The sequence below is a fragment of the Bacillus silvicola genome (assembly GCF_050524305.1).
In the GTDB taxonomy this organism is placed as follows: Bacteria; Bacillota; Bacilli; order Bacillales; family Bacillaceae_G; genus Bacillus_A; species Bacillus_A cereus_AT.
This window is the reverse complement of the sequence record NZ_JBNGVC010000001.1, coordinates 773,273-789,677: the sequence shown is the minus strand read 5'-3', so window position 1 is coordinate 789,677 and position 16,405 is coordinate 773,273. Positions and strand designations below refer to the sequence as shown.

The window sequence follows — 16,405 nt, the reverse complement described above, 5'->3', positions numbered from 1 at the left end:
GGTCGTCATTTCAATTATGACGACCTTTTGCTATATTTTTTCATAGACAAATGTATCAAAACGCTGAAGGTTGTAGCGTTCGGGTGTTAAAATTTGTTCTGTGCTACCAACGAATAGTACGCCGCCTTTTCTTAAAGAACGACTAAATTTTTCATAGAGCTTTATTCTTGCTTCTTCTGTAAAATAAATCATTACATTTCGACAAATGATTAAATCGTAGTTCGTATCAAATGCCTGCATTAATAAATCGTGTTGCTTAAATGTGACTTGCTGTTTAATATTTTCATGTAATATATATGTATCATCTTCTTTTGTGAAATGACGTTGTTTTAAATCAATAGGTAATTCTTTTAAAGAGCGTTCTGTATATTGACCACGTTTCGCAGTTTCTAAAACATGATAATCAAGATCAGTAGCTTGAATTTCATAACGAAACGGAGCTAGATGCTTCGATAAGATTAAAGAAAGTGTATACGGTTCTTCACCGGCAGCGCAAGCAGCACTCCAAACTTTTAATTTACCGTTATTTTGTTCAAGTAGTTTTGGTAAAGCTTTCGTTTCTAACGTTTGCCAGCGTTCTTTGTTTCTGAAAAACTCTGAAACATTAATCGTAATGTAGGCAATAAAACTTAAAAATAATGTTTGATCAGTGCGTAAACTATTTAAAAAGTTTGTATAATTGTCAAAACCTTTTCTTGAAATGAAAGCATCGATTCTTCTGCGCATTCTATCTTGCTTATAGGAAGCGATATCCATATTAAATAGCTGTTTAAAACTTGTAATAAAATGATTATAATCTTGTTCAGTTTTCATATTTACAATAGGAAAAATAACGATATTGTTCCTCCCCCTTTACATCATACGAATTTTTTGTTCAAAGCTTTTTTTCATCTGCTTTTCATGTAAGCCTGGTAAATCATAAATAACGGCGTCAATTCCTGCTTCGTTTGCAATGTCAATAGGAATGACAGACGTATGTTTATCCCCATTATAAAAACAGAGAACTAAATCAGTATCTTCGACGATTTGCTTTACAAAAAACATATAATCTGATCGATAAATGGAGTTGGAAGGATGATCAAAAGCAATATATTCAGCTCCGTGTTTTTTTAAATAAGTAACGACTTCTTGAAATTCGCCTGTTAATAAATGTAACGGTTGTAGCGTATAAAGGCATAAATTTTGAGCGAGTCTTTCGTTTTCAATGAAAAAATGAAGAACTTCATTTTCAATAGATTTATAACATAATATGCAAATTTTATGTTTGTGAGCATAGTCAATTAAAAATTTTTTTATTTCTTCTTGATCTAATGCTGTTAATTGATTTGAACCACAAAGAAAAATATTCATAGTTTTGTGCCACCTCATGCTAAATTGTAACATATCTTCTATAAAAAATAACTGCAAAATATGAGTGTTCAGAGTATAATTATAAATAACTGGATTTTACGATTAAGTTTTGAAAGAAATAAAAAAATAAATAGGTGATATATATGCTACGTTCTGTCTCGCACAATCCGAATTTATCGCATATACCGCCTGCTACTCAAATACCGAAAGAAGCAAATGTCAGGACAGGACTTGCATTTTCGGATAATTTGCATGCAGATCCGAAAAAAGATAAATTGTTAGAACAAATGGAAGCGTTAGTTAATAATATTGGGGAAATTAAAGAGAAAATTGAATTAGAGTTAACGCTCGATAATATCATGGAATACAAAAATACTGTGAAATCATTTTTGAATTTTTATGTTGATAACTTACTGCAATATAAAGACGTTATGTCTCGTCATCCGCGTTATGGATATTCGCAGAAAATGACAATTGTAAAACAAGCTGAAGTGGGATTAAATGAATTGGAAGATGTTATGAATTTAATTAATACGAAAACAGGACATTTAGAAATGTTAAATCAAATTGGAGAAATTCATGGTTTAATTGTAAATTTAGTTTTGTAAAAGGGAAGGAAGCTATATGTACATACAATTATATGAAAAGCTTGTTATTATTCAAAAAGCATATGAAAATATTCAAACGCTTGGAGAACAAATATATGAGAATTTAAAACATAAAAATATAAATGCAGTTCAAAAGCTGCAAGTGGAACAATTACAATACATAGAAGGTGTAAAAGGATTATCTCGCTCTTTTGAGGAGATGGTTGTTCAGTTTTGTAAAGAAAAGAAAGTTGAACCATTGCGTATGCGTTCGCTATTTTCTTATTTTTCACCGGAAGAAATTGAAAAAATGGAAGAAATACAAAAAAGTTTAAATGAATTAGAAAAAAATGTAAAAATGGTTCTTTTGAAAAATCAATATCACTTAAACGTACTATTAAAAAATATAGAGATTATTGTAGATTCCGTTTCTGAATACAATTTGGAGAAAAACAATAATTCGCAAATCTTTATGAATGAACTATTGTAAAGGAGAAGTGAAGCATTATGAGGTTATCTGATTATAATACGCCGCTATCTGGTATGCTAGCGGCTCAAATGGGATTACAAACGACGAAACAAAACTTATCTAACATTCATACACCTGGTTATGTGCGTCAAGCCGTGAATTTAGGTTCTGCAGGAGCTAGTAACGGTCATACGCCAGGACAGAGAATTGGTTATGGTGTACAAGCATTAGGTGTTGATCGAATTACTGATGAAGTGAAAACGAAGCAATTTAATGATCAGTTGTCACAGTTCTCGTACTACGCATATATGAATTCTACTTTATCACGAGTAGAGTCTATGGTAGGAACTACAGGGAAAAATTCATTATCAAGTTTAATGGATGGTTTTTTTAATGCGTTTCGTGAAGTTGCGAAAAATCCGGAACAATCAAACTACTATGATACATTAGTTGCTGAGACTGGAAAGTTCACAAGTCAAGTAAATCGTCTTGCGAAAAACTTAGATACAGCGGAAGTACAGGCGACAGAAGATATTGAAGCGCATGTCAATGAATTTAATCGTCTTGGGGCTAGTTTAGCAGAAGCGAATAAAAAAATTGGACAAGCAGGGACACAAGTACCTAATCAACTATTTGATGAACGTGATCGCATTATTACAGAGATGTCTAAATATGCCAATATAGAAGTGTCTTATGAATCTTTAAATCCGAATATCTCGAATGTTAGAATTAATGGCGTTTTAACAGTAAATGGACAAGACACATATCCACTTCAATTAAATAAAGGGAACGAACCGATGACTGTTGCGATTTATGGCTCGGATATTCCTTTAACGGGTGGAGCAATTCAATCGGCAATAGATACGATAGCGAAGATTGCTAGTTATAAGAAAAATATTGAAGACTTAATGAGTTCTGTGAAAAATCAAGTGAATACAGTGATGGGAAAAGATTTCTTCGTTGGAGATCATGCGAAAGATATTCAGTTAAATCCTGAATTCGCAAAAGATGTTTCAAAAATGAAAATTCCTGCTGAAAAAGCAAGTAAACTGGCAGGAATTACAGATGGAGATTATAAAGAAGGTCTTTCTTATAAACAAGCGTTAGACCAATTTATAGTTGGTGTAGCTTCTGATAAAAGTGCGGTGAATGTTTATCGAAATATTCATAAAGATTTATTAGAAGGTATTCAGCAAGAAAAAATGAGTATAGAAGGCGTCAATATGGAAGAGGAAATGGTTAATTTAATGGCCTTCCAGAAATACTTCGTGGCAAACTCTAAGGCTATTACAACGATGAATGAAGTATTTGACAGTCTGTTTTCGATTATTAGATAACATGTAGAAGAATTGAAAAGCTTTTATATGGATCCAATCTAGGGTAGAAGCGCACAGAGCCTTTTAGTGGATCAAGCCGTGTAAAATCAGAGAAATGAAATGGTTGAATGGTAAGAAAGAAAATAACCGTACAAAGTGGCAGTTACTTCCCCTTGCCAAGTCAAATATAGATAAAGGAGAAGCTAGGGATGAGAGTATCGACGTTTCAAAATGCAAACTGGGCAAAGAATCAGATGATGGATTTGAATGTGCAACAGCAATATCACCGAAATCAAGTAACTTCCGGTAAAAAAAATCTTCTCATGAGTGAAGATCCACTTGCAGCAAGTAAATCATTTGCGATTCAACATTCGTTAGCAAATATTGAACAGATGCAAAAGGATATAGCAGATTCTAGAAATGTGTTAAGTCAAACGGAAAATACATTACAAGGTATTGTGAAATCTTTAACGAGAGTGGATCAATTAACTTTGCAAGCGGTAAACGGGACGAATAGTCCTAATGAACTAAAAGCAAGCGCTGCAGAAATTGATCAGCTTTTAAAACAAGTGGTGTATTTAGCGAATAAACAAGAACAAGGGCGATATATTTTTGGTGGAGATAGTGCTTCAAAACCACCATTTGCAGAAGATGGTACATATCAAGGTGGGGAAAATGACGTTACCTGGAAATTAAATGATGGATATGAACTCAAAATGTTTCGCAATGGAAAAGATTTATTGGAACCCGTAATTAAAACGTTAACAAAAATAAGAGATGTTATGCAAAATGGAGACCAAGATGCACTGGAATCTGTAATGGGAGAAAATAAAAAAAGTCTAGATAATATATTGAATCGTACGACTGAAGTAGGTTCAATATTAAATACAGTGGACACATTTAAGACGATATTAAGTGAACAAAATCTAGCTCTTCAAGAAAATAGAAAAGAGACAGAAGATGTAGATTTAGCGGTAGCAATTTCAGATTTAGCTTATATAAATGCGACGTATGAGGCAACATTAAAAGCTGTTAGTACAATGAGTAAGACAAGTATTTTAGATTATATGTAGAAAAGAAGTGAAAAATTTGGGAACTTCAGTATCAAATTTAGGTGGAAGACAGCAAATATGGAATCTTGGTAACAATATTATTGATACCTCTAATCTAGTAAATTTAGAATTACAGGCTTTAGAAATGAAAAAAACACCTTACAATAATCAAAAACAAACCTTAGCTACGGAACGAAATGTATATGCGAGTATGAAAAAAGAATTCGGTAGTTTTATGCAAGTATTCAAGGAGATGTATGCGTTTAAAGGGAATGAGAAGAAAGCGGGGGTGTCTAAAGAGGGATTTATTAATGTTCAAGCGGATGCTTCCGCAATTGCAGGAACGTATACGATTAATGTTAAAAAAGTAGCGGAAAGACATCAGATTACAACTACACTCATAGATAAATCTGATTCTGAAAATCCTAAAAATATAATCGACTTGGATTCGGAAATTGGAAAAGATGCTACATTTCGTATTAACGATAAAGAAGTTAAGCTTACTAAAGAGATGACATATAAGGATTTTGTTAATAAAATGAATAATGGAAATTATGGAGTGTCTGTATATTCATTAGGTGGACAGTTGTTTTTCACATCAACTACTGCTGGGAAAAATGGAGAAATTAAATTAGTTGATGGTGAAGGTGGAATATTAAAAGACATTGGATTGGTAACTTCAGAAATGATAGATGGAAAAAATGTAATTGCCAAACAAGTAACAGCGCCTCAAAATGCCGAATTTATAATTAATGGTATGACTGATAGCAGTCCCTCTAATAAAATTGATACAATTCCAGGATTAACTATTAATTTGGAAAAGGAAACGACTGAACCAATTAAGGTTACGATTGAAGATTCAAACATTAAAGAATCAATCAATATGATAAAAAAAATGAGAGATCAATATAATAAGGCTGTTTCAACGCTCGATTTATTTGCCGGCGAAAATGGAGCTATGCAAGGTAATAATATTGCATTTTCTATTAGTAATATTATGGCTAATGTATTTAGACACAAACAAGATGATAAATTTATGTTTTCATTTGGAATTGAAGTCGATAAGACTGGAAAAATGGTTCTCGATGAAGAAAAGCTAAGTAAGGCTTTTAAGGAGAATCCAGAAACTGCAAAACAGTTCTTCTTTGGCTTTAATGGACTAGGGCATGAGATAGAAAAAAAACTAGATGGTATTTTAGGAGATGAAGGTGTAATAGGGCAGAGGTCAAAAAGTATAGAGGGGCAAATAAAAGAGCTAGATAAAAAAATTGATGCAATAGATAAGCTGAATAAACAAAAACAAGAGACCATTATTGATAAATATTCAAAGTTAGAACAACAGTTATCGATGTTAGATCAGCAACTAAAAACAATTAAAGCAATGACAAAGCAAAAAAGTGATGATTAATGAAAGTTAAGGAAGTGATCGTATGCAAGCATGGCAACGCTATATGCAAAATGACATTATGACGAGTAATCCAATTAAAAATACAATTTTTATTTATGAAAGATGTATCGTTGAGTTTCGTAATTTAGAAGAGCTTTTAAATACTTTTAAACTCCAAGAAGGAGATACGCTTCTTGAAAAATTAGAACGTATTTTTGAAGAGCTAAAGCTTCAATTAAATCCTGAGATTACTGAAGATTTGTATGATAGTTTATTCGGTTTATACGATTGGATTAGCATTCAAATTCAGACGATGAAAGTAACGCGTGAAGCAAAAGACATTGATACGATTGTGAAAGTGTTACAAGATTTAATAGATGGTTACCGCGGAGCACTTGAAAATGAACAATGATATTTATCAAGCGTTTGTCGGCTGTTTTAATGAAATCGGTGAATTGCAAGTGTCAGATGAAGAATTTGCTGAGAAAAGTGCTATGTTAAATCGCTGGATGGTGACTTTGGATGAAAAGATGCGAGCGGATGTTGCAGCGGAAGTGAGTCCATTAATAATAAAGGCAGCTCAACATATTCGAGATAAGAAAAAGATTTTGGAAGAAATGATTATGACAAATGATGGGCGAATGAAAGCTAATTCGTTTTACGGTAAATATTAATTGTAAAGTATGGAAACGGGTTCCTCTTATTACAAGGGGGATCCATTCTGTTGTTTGAATAAAGACGTTCCGCTGATTGAGGTTTCACTTTATGACTGTAATGGAAAAATAGCAATAATCTAAAAAAATGAACGTTATTTTATTGTTCTTATATCGAAATATTATATAGATTACTAGGTGAATACAGTTTTTTATATTCTTTTATATATTTTTGTATTTTTCTAAAGACAACAATGGGAAAATGGAATAAAATATGAAAGGGTACAAAATAGGTAATATTTTAATAAATACATATAAGGAAATAAATAATGAAGTGAAACTTCCATCAGTGGATGATCATGTCGTAAGCGGTATGATGGAAAAAAGAAGGGTGTGGAATATGCCGGACTTAGTTAGTGATGTTAGTCATTATATGAATTATTTAGTAACGAAGCGAAATACTGTTTCTAGTAATATTGCAAATGCGAATACACCGGGCTATAAAGCGCAAGATGTAACATTTGCTGAACAAATGAATATGAATAATCCACTATTCAAAAAAAATGCTGCGGATTTAAAGAGTAATTCAGACTTATATCAAACGAATGAAATGCACTTACCGACAGCAAATATGAAAAATACATATGCAAAGATCCAAACGAAATCAATGCAAACGAATAAAGATGGAAATAGCGTGGATGTAACGACAGAAATGCTAGATTTAATGAAAACAAACCAATTATATGGTATCTCAATTAATGCGATTAATACGCAATACGCAATTAACCAAGCAGCACGTGGACGTTAAGAGTAGAAGGAGAGACAACAATGTTCCAAGCAATTAATGCAAGTGGCTCAGCGCTAACTACAGCGAGAAAATGGATGGAAGTTACTTCTAACAATATCGTAAATGGGAATACGACGGGAGCACCAGACGCAGAGCCGTATCACCGCCGAAGTGTGGTGCTAGAATCAAATAATAATTTTGCAAATATGCTAGAGGGAGTTCCTGCTAACGGAGTGAAAATAAAAAGTATTGAAACAGATCGAAATGAAAATCTAGTATATGATCCAACGCATCCACATGCAAATGAAGAAGGATATGTACGTTATCCGAACATTGATGTGACAGCTGAGATGACGAATGTAATGGTTGCTCAAAAAATGTATGAAGCAAATACAAGTGTATTAAATGCAAATAAAAAAATGCTCGATAAAGATTTAGAAATCGGCCGAGGATAAGAGGGAAGAGGGGAAATATGAAAATCCAACCATTGTTAAATACACAGCCATTTGGAGCACTGAAAACTTCACAAACATCTGTAGTTGAAGGTAAAAGGTTTATTGATTTATTGGAAGATATGAATAAAACGCAAAACAATACACAAACTGCGGTATATGATTTATTGACAAAAGGGGTAGGAGAAACGCATGACGTTTTAATTCAGCAGAAGAAAGCTGAATCACAAATGAAAACGGCTACTCTTGTACGAGATAATCTTATTGAGAATTATAAGTCACTAATTAATATGCAAATTTAGGAAAATGGACGGGTGTGTTTAAATGGAAAAGATAAAAAATGTTTTCCAATCGTTAAAAACGTGGCATAAGTTAGTCATTGGTGCTGCGCTTTTAGCAATTGTAACAGGAGCACTTTTATACTTCACCTTGCCAGATAAATATGTTGTTGTATATCAAAATTTAAATGATGCAGATAAGCAAGAGATTACAGCAGAATTATCGAAGCTAGGTGTTGATTATCAATTAGCAGCCGATGGTTCGATTCGAGTGCAAAAGAACGATGCTCCATGGATTCGAAAAGAAATGAATGGAATGGGATTACCGTTTAATTCAAAAAGCGGTGAGGAAATTCTATTAGAAAGCTCGCTCGGTTCAAGCGAGCAAGATAAAAAAATGAAGCAGCTTGTCGGTACGAAAAAGCAATTGGAGCAAGATATTGTCCGAAACTTTGCGACAATTGAAACGGCAAATGTGCAAATTACATTACCTGAAAAAGAAACCATTTTTGATGAAGAGAAGGCAAAGGGAACAGCCGCAATTACTGTTGGTGTGAAACGTGGACAACTATTAACAGCCGATCAAGTTGCGGGTATACAGCAAATGATTAGTGCAGCCGTTCCGGGTGTGAAAGCAGAAGAAGTAAGTGTTATTGATAGCAAAAAAGGTGTTATCTCAAAAGGAGCAGATGCGGTGCATTCTAATAATTCTTCTTATGAAAAAGAAGTTGAGATGCAACACCAAATTGAAGGTAAATTAAAACAAGATATAGATGCAACGTTAATGACGATGTTTAAACCAAATGAATATAAAGTGAACACGAAAGTGTCTGTAAACTACGATGAAGTTACACGTCAGTCAGAAAAATATGGTGATAAAGGTGTACTTCGTAGTAAACAAGAGCAAGAAGAACGCTCAACGGCACAAGATAACCCAAAGCAAAGTGCTGGTATTACAGCGAACGGTGAAGTGCCAAACTACGGTACGAACAATAATCAAGATGGTAAGGTCGTCTATGAGAATAATAACAGTAACAAAATTGAAAACTATGAAATAGATAAAACAGTTGAAACAATCAAGAAACATCCAGAGCTAACGAAAACAAATGTTGTTGTATGGGTAGATAACGATACGTTAGTAAAACGAAGAATTGATATGACAACGTTTAAAGAAGCAATTGGTACAGCAGCTGGACTTCAAGTTGACCCGAACGGCAACTTTATAAATGGTCAAGTTAACGTTGTAACTGTTCAGTTCGATCAACCGAAAGTAGAGAAAGAGAAAAAACCAGAAGAAAGTGGTATTAATTGGTGGTTATTCGGTGGAATTACAGGTGGCTTGTTAGCGCTTGGTGGCCTATTATGGTTCTTCTTAGCAAGACGTAAGAAAAAGAAAGAAGAAGAGGAATATGATGAATACTTAGCAGAAGAGGAAGTTGCTGCAAGTAGTGAAAGTATTATGGAAATTCCTGAGGAAAAAATAGTACCAGAACCAGAGCCAGTAAAATCGATAGAACCTACATTAGATGAACAAGTGCAGGAAGCTACGAGAGAGCATGTAGAAAGTACGGCAAAAGTTATTAAAAAATGGCTAAACGGATAGTAAGGGAGGAAAAACAATGTTAGATGAAATCTCCTCCAAAGAAAAAGCTGCCATTCTCATTCGTACATTAGACGAAGAGGTGGCAGCAAAAGTCATTGAATATATGACGGCTGAGGAAAAAGAAGTGTTACTTCGTGAAATTGCGAAGTTTCGTGTACATAAACCAGAAACATTAGAAAATGTACTGGGTGAGTTTCTATATGAACTAAATGTAAAAGAATTGAATTTAGTGACTCCAGATAAAGAATACATTCGTCGTATATTTAGAAATATGCCAGAAGACGAGTTGGAAAAATTATTAGAAGACCTTTGGTACAAAAAAGATAATCCATTTGAATTCTTAAATTCACTAACAGATTTAGAGCCACTTCTTACAGTGCTTAATGATGAATCGCCACAAACGATAGCAATTATTGCTTCTTATATTAAGCCGCAACTAGCATCTCAATTAATTGAGAGATTACCAGATCATAAACGTGTAGAAACGGTAATGGGCATTGCGAAGCTAGAGCAAGTAGATGGTGAACTAATTAATCAAATTGGTGAGTTATTAAAAGCAAAATTAAATAATATGGCATTTAGTGCTATTAACAAAACAGATGGCTTGAAAACGATTGTGAACATTTTAAATAACGTTTCACGAGGCGTTGAAAAAACAGTTTTTCAAAAGCTTGATGAAGTCGATTATGAATTATCTGAGAAAATTAAAGAAAATATGTTTGTTTTTGAAGACTTACTCGGTCTTGAAGATCTTGCGATTCGCCGTGTGTTAGAAGAGATTACAGATAATGGTGTTATTGCGAAAGCAATTAAAATTGCAAAAGAAGAAATTAAAGAGAAATTATTTACATGTATGTCTTCAAACCGTAAAGAGATGATTCTAGAAGAGTTAGATGGCTTAGGACCGCTTAAGATGACGGATGCTGAAAAAGCGCAGCAAATGATTACAGGTACAGTGAAAAAGCTAGAGAAAGAAGGAAGAATTATCATTCAAAGAGGTGAAGATGATGTCCTTATTTAAAAACAGAATTCCGAAGAATTCTGTTTCTTTTTCTGAAGAAACGTATGAATTACAGTTTCCAAAACCAATACGAGTTCATGATGAAGGGGAAATACAAGTGAATCATGCAGAGCTTCTTGCGCAGCATGATGCATTACATATTGAAATGAACCATCTAAGGAAAGAGCAGCAAACGCTAGAACACGAACGTCAGCAGTTGTTACAGGCTAAAGAAGAGTTTCAAATGCATATTCATGAACAAATGGAACAGATAGAAGCAGCGCATATGCAGTTTCAAAAGGAGCAACAAGAAATAGCATACGAATGGACGGAATTATTATGGGAACAATCTTTTCAATTAGCAGAAAAAATTGTGAATCAAGCGATAGATTCACGATTATTAGACGTTCTGCCAATATTAACAGGGATCGTTCAAACATTACCCGCTTCATTTGAAAAGTTAATTATAACGGTTCATCCAGAAACATTTGAGCGTATACAAGAAGAGAAAGAAAATACGAAAGAGTATTGGTTACTACAATTAGTAGAATGGAAGTATGATTTTTCTTTACAGTTTGGTGAGTTTGTTTTGGAGGAAGAGAAAGAGTTCTTTGAATTTAAATTTGCACCAATATTTGCGAAACTTCGTCGTAAATGGGAAGAGAAAAAGTTGTTTGAGGAGCAAAATGTATGAATAGAAAGTTCATGAACGAACATAATAAATGGAATACGTTTATTGAAACACCGTTTTATACGAAAGTTGGCAAAGTTCATAGTGTACAAGAGCAGTTTTTTGTAGCGAAGGGACCGAAAGCGAAGATTGGAGATGTTTGTCTCGTTGGAGAGCATAGTATCTTATGTGAAGTGATTGCAATTGAAAAAGAAAACAATATGTTACTCCCATTTGAACAAACAGAAAAAGTGTGTTACGGAGATTCAGTTACATTAAGTGCAGAAGATGTCGTTGTACCCCGTGGTAATCATTTGCTTGGCAAAGTGTTAAGTGCAAATGGAGAAGTGTTAAACGAAGATGCTGAAAATATTCCAGTGGAAAAAATAAAATTAGATGCACCGCCGATTCATGCGTTCGAGCGTGAAGAAATTACAGACGTATTTGAAACGGGAATTAAATCGATTGATTCTATGTTAACGATTGGTATCGGACAAAAGATTGGTATTTTTGCTGGATCGGGTGTTGGTAAATCTACTTTACTTGGGATGATTGCGAAAAATGCAAAAGCTGATATTAACGTTATTAGTTTAGTAGGTGAACGTGGCCGGGAAGTAAAAGACTTTATACGAAAAGAATTAGGCGAAGAAGGTATGAAAACAAGCGTCGTTGTTGTAGCGACGTCAGATGAAAGTCACCTTATGCAACTTCGGGCGGCAAAGCTTGCAACATCGATTGCCGAATATTTCCGAGACCAAGGAAATAATGTATTACTTATGATGGATTCAGTTACTCGTTTTGCCGACGCTCGCCGAAGTGTAGACATTGCAGTCAAGGAATTACCAATCGGTGGTAAAACACTGTTAATGGAAAGCTATATGAAAAAGTTATTAGAGCGATCCGGAAAAACACAAAAAGGATCAATAACAGGTATTTATACAGTGTTAGTTAATGGTGATGATTTAAATGGTCCTGTACCAGATTTAGCTCGTGGTATTTTAGATGGACATATTGTATTAAAACGTGAGCTCGCAACTCTTAGTCATTATCCTGCCATTTCTGTATTAGATTCGGTAAGTAGGATTATGGAAGAAATCGTATCGCCGAATCATTGGCAACTTGCAAATAAAATGAGAAAAATTTTATCTATTTATAAAGAAAATGAATTGTATTTTAAATTAGGAACAATTCAAGAAAATGAAGAAAATACTTATATTTTTGAATGTAAAAATAGAGTAGAAGATATAAATATATTTTTAAAGCAAGGTCGAGCTGATAGCTTTCATTTTGAAGATGTTGTCCCAGCAATGCACCATATTGTATAAGACCTTGCCCTTCGAGGTCTTATTTTTTTGTTTTTAATATTTCACAGTTTTTTTGTGAAAAAACTATATAATAGAAAAAAGGAACGTTATAATAGGAAGGGGCTATGAAAAAGGGTGGATAAACAGCAGTACGACACGATAAAATTGCATATTAATCAAGAGAAAGAACAAATCTTGAAAGAAGTGTACGAACTAACAGCTGAAAAAAGAAAAATAGAACAAAAAAAAGAATATGATTTGCATGTTGTGAAATCACGTAGTAAAGTCGTACAAACTGGGCAACGTATTATGGTAGGTATGCTGTCTTCACATACATTTTCACCTGAAAGAATAGAAGAATGGAATCGGAAAATTAAAAAAACAGAAGGTTTTATTCAAAAAAATGAAAGCCTTTTAGAGAAAATAAAAGAAAAAGAACGTGTCATTGATGAAATGTATCAAGAAGATTGTAAGAAGCTTGCGAAAGTAAAAGAAGAGTTAGAAGAAAAAATGCTTCTTGATTTAAAAATGAGTATGAACGGATGAGGTGGATGTAGTGATACAATTTGTATTACCGGTGCAGCAAAGTTTACCTCCGCAAAAAGACAAAGGGCTAGAAGTACAATCGAAAAATGAAAATCCTTCATTCGATCGTGCGATGAGAATTGAAAATAAAAAACAGCCGAAAACGGAGAAATCGAAACGAGAAGAAGCACCAGAAAAAGAGAAGAAAGAATATCTTCTCGCAAAAAAAAAGGTAACGAAAAAAAAGCCGATTGAAAAGAAAGAAGAAAAAAAAGAGACAGAACAATTATTACTAGCTGTATCTGAGCAAATGATTACAATTGAGCAATTGCGTGTGCAGCCAGAATCGTTATATCAATACATGCAAAAAATACAAGAATTATATAAAGAATACGGAAATATTAAACTGAACGAATTGTCTACAGCTGAATTACAACAATTACAAGAAATCCTTTCGAACATTAATATTAAAAATATCATATATTTAGAAGAAACAATGCAAATGGCGTTAAACAAGGTGACGATGCCAGAGCAGACATTGCAAGTATTAAAAGTCGTAGAATCAGAAACTTGTAATATTGCAAAGAAACAAGAGGGGTCTAAGGAAGTAGACCCCTCGAAAGCAGAGAGTGATGATGTGAAAGTAGAGTTACCAAAATCCGATCAGTTAAATGACTCAAATTCGACCGGAGCTGAGTTATTAAATAAAGCAACGGGTACTGGCCAAATAGGAAAACAAAATAGTGGAGCTGAGAAGTTTACATTACCTGACTTAGGCAAGAAGATGGAAGAACAAGTAGAAGCTCTGCAAAAGTTTGTAGTGAAACAAGAACGTGTTTTATTCCAGCTAAATCCAGAGAAGCTTGGTACATTAACTGTATTTATGAAAAAGCATGGAGATCAAATTGATGTCCATGTAGAAATGGAAAAACACGATGCGAAAAAACGTGTTGAAATGATTTTTGACGAATTGAAGCTAAAGTTAAAAGAAAAAGAAATTAATATTCAAATTAGTTATTCAGAAAAAGATGAGCATCATAAAGAACAACGAGAACAAGAGCAAAGACAAAAGCAAAAACTAGCAAGTACGAAACAAGAGAAACAAGAATCGAAAGAATTTGCTGGATTATTGGAGGAATAAAGCGTGCCAACAGTGGGATTAAATACAACGAGTACAAATCATATTCCGTTACAGGCGGGAGCGCAAAAAAGCAACGCACCTGTTAACGGTGTACAGTCGCCAGTAGGGCAAACAAACGGAGTATCAGCAAGTACTCAAAAAACTCCCGGTGCAATGGAGAAAGATGATTTTCTAAAATTGTTTTTAGCGAGTTTTCAGCATCAAGATCCATTCAATGCGATGGATATGAATCAAATGATGAACCAAACAGCGCAGTTATCTCTTATGGAACAAGTGCAAAATATGACAAAGGCAGTTGACTCTTTAAGAACGACGATGTATTCGACAGCACTTGATGGCGGAATGAAGTTTTTAGGAAAGTATGTAAGGGGTATTGACGGTGAAGGGAACAAAGTGACTGGTCAAGTAGAGACAGTTCGCCTTGCAGAAAATAACGATGTACAGCTTGTTATTGATAATAAAGTTGTATCTCTTCGTTTCGTTGAAAGAGTATCTGATAAACCGATTGGAGAAACGAATCCAGAAGATGTAAAGAAAGATGATCAAAAAATAACTGAAGAAGTAAAAACAACAAATTCATAAGGGAGTGTCCATGCATTATGATTAAAGCGTTATATACAAGTATTACAGGAATGAATGCAACACAAAATGCATTAAGTGTAACTTCAAATAATATTGCCAATGCACAAACAGTTGGTTATAAAAAACAAAAAGCAATGTTTGATGATTTACTGTACAACAATTCAATTGGTGCAAAAGGTGACGATAGATACGCAGGGACGAACCCAAAAAGTATCGGTAACGGTGTGAAAATGAGCGGAACGGTTACGGATTATAGCGATGGTACAATTACGTTAACGGGTGGTAAAGCACAAGCAGCAATGGAAGGTAATGGTTTCTTCGTTGTAGGTGATTCAAAAGCTGGAAATATGGAATTTACACGTAAAGGGACCTTTACAATATCCTTGAATTACTATATTACGAATACAGAAGGTAAATATGTATTCGCTTATCCAGCCGATCCATCAACTGGTAATGTTGACTTATCTGGTATCCCAGGACCACTACAAATTCCAATGGGATCAGCAATCGGTGGTATTCGAACGTCAAAAGGTATAGTTGGAGGGAACATTCCAGCTGATGCAAAACACATTACGCAAGAATTGCCTGCATACGATGATGCTGGTAATACATGGACAATGCGCGTAGAGTTTACACAAGATGGTGAACATAATTACAAATATACAGTAAAGATGCGCAATGACTCGAAAAAAGAAACTGAGTTTACAGAGATTCAAGGCGCAGGTGGTAATGTGACATTCGATGCAGTAGGGAAGCCAGATCCAGTAAATCCTGAAGCGAATATTCCATTTAATGGTGGAACAGTAAAAATAGATTTTAGTAAATTAACAAACCACCCGACAGAGAAAACAATAGCAGTAACAAACGTAGATGGTAGACCAGCGGCAACTGTTAAAGATTGTTTTATTGCTGACGGTGGATATGTGATGGTAAAATATTCTGATGGAAGTATGAAAGCGGCAGGTCAATTAGCTGTTGGGATGCTCCCGAATGAAGGCGGCCTAATGAAAACTGGTAATGGTAACTTTACAGCGACAAATACAACTGGTATTTTAGCACTAGGTGTATCTGGTCAAAATGGTGCAGGAAAAGTACGTGGTGGTGCACAAGAAGGTGCAAACGTAGATTTATCTATAGAATTTGTTGATTTAATGTTATACCAACGTGGTTTCCAAGGAAATGCGAAAGTAATTAAAATTTCAGATGAAGTATTAAATGAAGTTGTAAACTTAATCCGATAATAAATAGT

General features: G+C 34.2%; 20 protein-coding genes. 18 read left to right on the top strand and 2 right to left on the bottom strand.

Going from position 1 to position 16,405, the window contains the following annotated elements:
• Positions 1-30 precede the first annotated feature (30 nt).
• Both ACP6L7_RS04085 and ACP6L7_RS04080 read right to left on the bottom strand, forming a co-directional pair.
• The gene (locus ACP6L7_RS04085; RefSeq protein ID WP_097831655.1) at positions 31-813 is read right to left on the bottom strand and encodes a CheR family methyltransferase; all 783 of its coding nucleotides are present in this window, start codon (positions 811-813) and stop codon (positions 31-33) included.
• A gap of 39 nt (positions 814-852) precedes the next feature.
• On the bottom strand, positions 853-1,350 hold the full coding sequence (locus tag ACP6L7_RS04080; RefSeq protein WP_430528894.1) for a flagellar motor switch protein FliG: 498 nt from the start codon (positions 1,348-1,350) through the stop codon (positions 853-855).
• A gap of 143 nt (positions 1,351-1,493) precedes the next feature.
• Between ACP6L7_RS04080 and ACP6L7_RS04075 the strand changes: the two genes are divergently transcribed.
• The 18 genes from ACP6L7_RS04075 (at position 1,494) to ACP6L7_RS03990 (ending at position 16,397) form a co-directional block, all read left to right on the top strand.
• On the top strand, positions 1,494-1,958 hold the full coding sequence (locus tag ACP6L7_RS04075; protein ID WP_097831653.1) for a YaaR family protein: 465 nt from the start codon (positions 1,494-1,496) through the stop codon (positions 1,956-1,958).
• Between the two features lie 16 nt (positions 1,959-1,974).
• Positions 1,975-2,427 carry a hypothetical protein gene (locus ACP6L7_RS04070; RefSeq protein WP_097831652.1) on the top strand — a complete coding sequence of 151 codons (453 nt, stop codon included), beginning with the start codon at positions 1,975-1,977 and terminating at the stop codon, positions 2,425-2,427.
• A 17-nt stretch (positions 2,428-2,444) separates the two neighbouring features.
• Complete coding sequence (flgK, locus tag ACP6L7_RS04065) at positions 2,445-3,743, top strand: flagellar hook-associated protein FlgK (protein ID WP_097831651.1); 1,299 nt, start codon at positions 2,445-2,447, stop codon at positions 3,741-3,743.
• A 188-nt stretch (positions 3,744-3,931) separates the two neighbouring features.
• On the top strand, positions 3,932-4,795 hold the full coding sequence (locus ACP6L7_RS04060; RefSeq protein WP_097831650.1) for a flagellar hook-associated protein 3: 864 nt from the start codon (positions 3,932-3,934) through the stop codon (positions 4,793-4,795).
• A gap of 16 nt (positions 4,796-4,811) precedes the next feature.
• The gene (locus tag ACP6L7_RS04055; RefSeq protein ID WP_097831649.1) at positions 4,812-6,182 is read left to right on the top strand and encodes a flagellar hook-associated protein 2; all 1,371 of its coding nucleotides are present in this window, start codon (positions 4,812-4,814) and stop codon (positions 6,180-6,182) included.
• Positions 6,183-6,204: 22 nt separating this feature from the next.
• Positions 6,205-6,573 carry a flagellar export chaperone FliS gene (locus ACP6L7_RS04050; protein WP_097831648.1) on the top strand — a complete coding sequence of 123 codons (369 nt, stop codon included), beginning with the start codon at positions 6,205-6,207 and terminating at the stop codon, positions 6,571-6,573.
• Positions 6,563-6,835 carry a flagellar biosynthesis protein FlgG gene (locus tag ACP6L7_RS04045; RefSeq protein WP_128855214.1) on the top strand — a complete coding sequence of 91 codons (273 nt, stop codon included), beginning with the start codon at positions 6,563-6,565 and terminating at the stop codon, positions 6,833-6,835. Before ACP6L7_RS04050 ends, ACP6L7_RS04045 begins: the two co-directional genes overlap by 11 nt.
• A gap of 253 nt (positions 6,836-7,088) precedes the next feature.
• A complete protein-coding gene (gene flgB / locus ACP6L7_RS04040; RefSeq protein WP_306475213.1) occupies positions 7,089-7,622 on the top strand; it encodes a flagellar basal body rod protein FlgB in 534 nt (177 codons plus the stop codon).
• Positions 7,623-7,642: 20 nt separating this feature from the next.
• Entirely contained in the window at positions 7,643-8,056 is a 414-nt protein-coding gene (gene flgC, locus ACP6L7_RS04035) for a flagellar basal body rod protein FlgC (protein ID WP_097831645.1), read from the top strand.
• 17 nt (positions 8,057-8,073) lie between these two features.
• Complete coding sequence (gene fliE, locus ACP6L7_RS04030) at positions 8,074-8,355, top strand: flagellar hook-basal body complex protein FliE (protein WP_097831644.1); 282 nt, start codon at positions 8,074-8,076, stop codon at positions 8,353-8,355.
• A gap of 22 nt (positions 8,356-8,377) precedes the next feature.
• On the top strand, positions 8,378-9,934 hold the full coding sequence (gene fliF, locus ACP6L7_RS04025; RefSeq protein ID WP_097831643.1) for a flagellar basal-body MS-ring/collar protein FliF: 1,557 nt from the start codon (positions 8,378-8,380) through the stop codon (positions 9,932-9,934).
• Between the two features lie 16 nt (positions 9,935-9,950).
• Entirely contained in the window at positions 9,951-10,955 is a 1,005-nt protein-coding gene (gene fliG, locus ACP6L7_RS04020) for a flagellar motor switch protein FliG (RefSeq protein ID WP_097831642.1), read from the top strand.
• On the top strand, positions 10,942-11,628 hold the full coding sequence (locus tag ACP6L7_RS04015; protein ID WP_097831641.1) for a FliH/SctL family protein: 687 nt from the start codon (positions 10,942-10,944) through the stop codon (positions 11,626-11,628). The genes fliG and ACP6L7_RS04015 overlap by 14 nt, the downstream gene beginning before the upstream one ends.
• A complete protein-coding gene (locus tag ACP6L7_RS04010; protein ID WP_097831640.1) occupies positions 11,625-12,929 on the top strand; it encodes a flagellar protein export ATPase FliI in 1,305 nt (434 codons plus the stop codon). The genes ACP6L7_RS04015 and ACP6L7_RS04010 overlap by 4 nt, the downstream gene beginning before the upstream one ends.
• 114 nt (positions 12,930-13,043) lie before the next feature.
• The gene (locus ACP6L7_RS04005) at positions 13,044-13,454 is read left to right on the top strand and encodes a cytoplasmic protein (protein ID WP_097831639.1); all 411 of its coding nucleotides are present in this window, start codon (positions 13,044-13,046) and stop codon (positions 13,452-13,454) included.
• A gap of 10 nt (positions 13,455-13,464) precedes the next feature.
• Positions 13,465-14,574 carry a flagellar hook-length control protein FliK gene (locus tag ACP6L7_RS04000; RefSeq protein WP_170961008.1) on the top strand — a complete coding sequence of 370 codons (1,110 nt, stop codon included), beginning with the start codon at positions 13,465-13,467 and terminating at the stop codon, positions 14,572-14,574.
• A gap of 3 nt (positions 14,575-14,577) precedes the next feature.
• Positions 14,578-15,156, top strand: coding sequence for a flagellar hook assembly protein FlgD (locus tag ACP6L7_RS03995; RefSeq protein WP_097831638.1), 579 nt, complete (start codon positions 14,578-14,580; stop codon positions 15,154-15,156).
• Positions 15,157-15,173: 17 nt separating this feature from the next.
• Entirely contained in the window at positions 15,174-16,397 is a 1,224-nt protein-coding gene (locus tag ACP6L7_RS03990; protein WP_430528893.1) for a flagellar hook protein FlgE, read from the top strand.
• Positions 16,398-16,405 lie beyond the last annotated feature (8 nt).

Bases quoted from the DNA above. Each gene is read 5' to 3' on its own strand.
- ACP6L7_RS04085 (WP_097831655.1), bottom strand. From the start codon at position 813: ATGAAAACTGAACAAGATTATAATCATTTTATTACAAGTTTTAAACAG.
- ACP6L7_RS04080 (WP_430528894.1), bottom strand. From the start codon at position 1,350: ATGAATATTTTTCTTTGTGGTTCAAATCAATTAACAGCATTAGATCAA.
- ACP6L7_RS04075 (WP_097831653.1), top strand. From the start codon at position 1,494: ATGCTACGTTCTGTCTCGCACAATCCGAATTTATCGCATATACCGCCT.
- ACP6L7_RS04070 (WP_097831652.1), top strand. From the start codon at position 1,975: ATGTACATACAATTATATGAAAAGCTTGTTATTATTCAAAAAGCATAT.
- flgK (WP_097831651.1), top strand. From the start codon at position 2,445: ATGAGGTTATCTGATTATAATACGCCGCTATCTGGTATGCTAGCGGCT.
- ACP6L7_RS04060 (WP_097831650.1), top strand. From the start codon at position 3,932: ATGAGAGTATCGACGTTTCAAAATGCAAACTGGGCAAAGAATCAGATG.
- ACP6L7_RS04050 (WP_097831648.1), top strand. From the start codon at position 6,205: ATGCAAGCATGGCAACGCTATATGCAAAATGACATTATGACGAGTAAT.
- ACP6L7_RS04045 (WP_128855214.1), top strand. From the start codon at position 6,563: ATGAACAATGATATTTATCAAGCGTTTGTCGGCTGTTTTAATGAAATC.
- flgB (WP_306475213.1), top strand. From the start codon at position 7,089: ATGAAAGGGTACAAAATAGGTAATATTTTAATAAATACATATAAGGAA.
- flgC (WP_097831645.1), top strand. From the start codon at position 7,643: ATGTTCCAAGCAATTAATGCAAGTGGCTCAGCGCTAACTACAGCGAGA.
- fliE (WP_097831644.1), top strand. From the start codon at position 8,074: ATGAAAATCCAACCATTGTTAAATACACAGCCATTTGGAGCACTGAAA.
- fliF (WP_097831643.1), top strand. From the start codon at position 8,378: ATGGAAAAGATAAAAAATGTTTTCCAATCGTTAAAAACGTGGCATAAG.
- fliG (WP_097831642.1), top strand. From the start codon at position 9,951: ATGTTAGATGAAATCTCCTCCAAAGAAAAAGCTGCCATTCTCATTCGT.
- ACP6L7_RS04015 (WP_097831641.1), top strand. From the start codon at position 10,942: ATGTCCTTATTTAAAAACAGAATTCCGAAGAATTCTGTTTCTTTTTCT.
- ACP6L7_RS04010 (WP_097831640.1), top strand. From the start codon at position 11,625: ATGAATAGAAAGTTCATGAACGAACATAATAAATGGAATACGTTTATT.
- ACP6L7_RS03990 (WP_430528893.1), top strand. From the start codon at position 15,174: ATGATTAAAGCGTTATATACAAGTATTACAGGAATGAATGCAACACAA.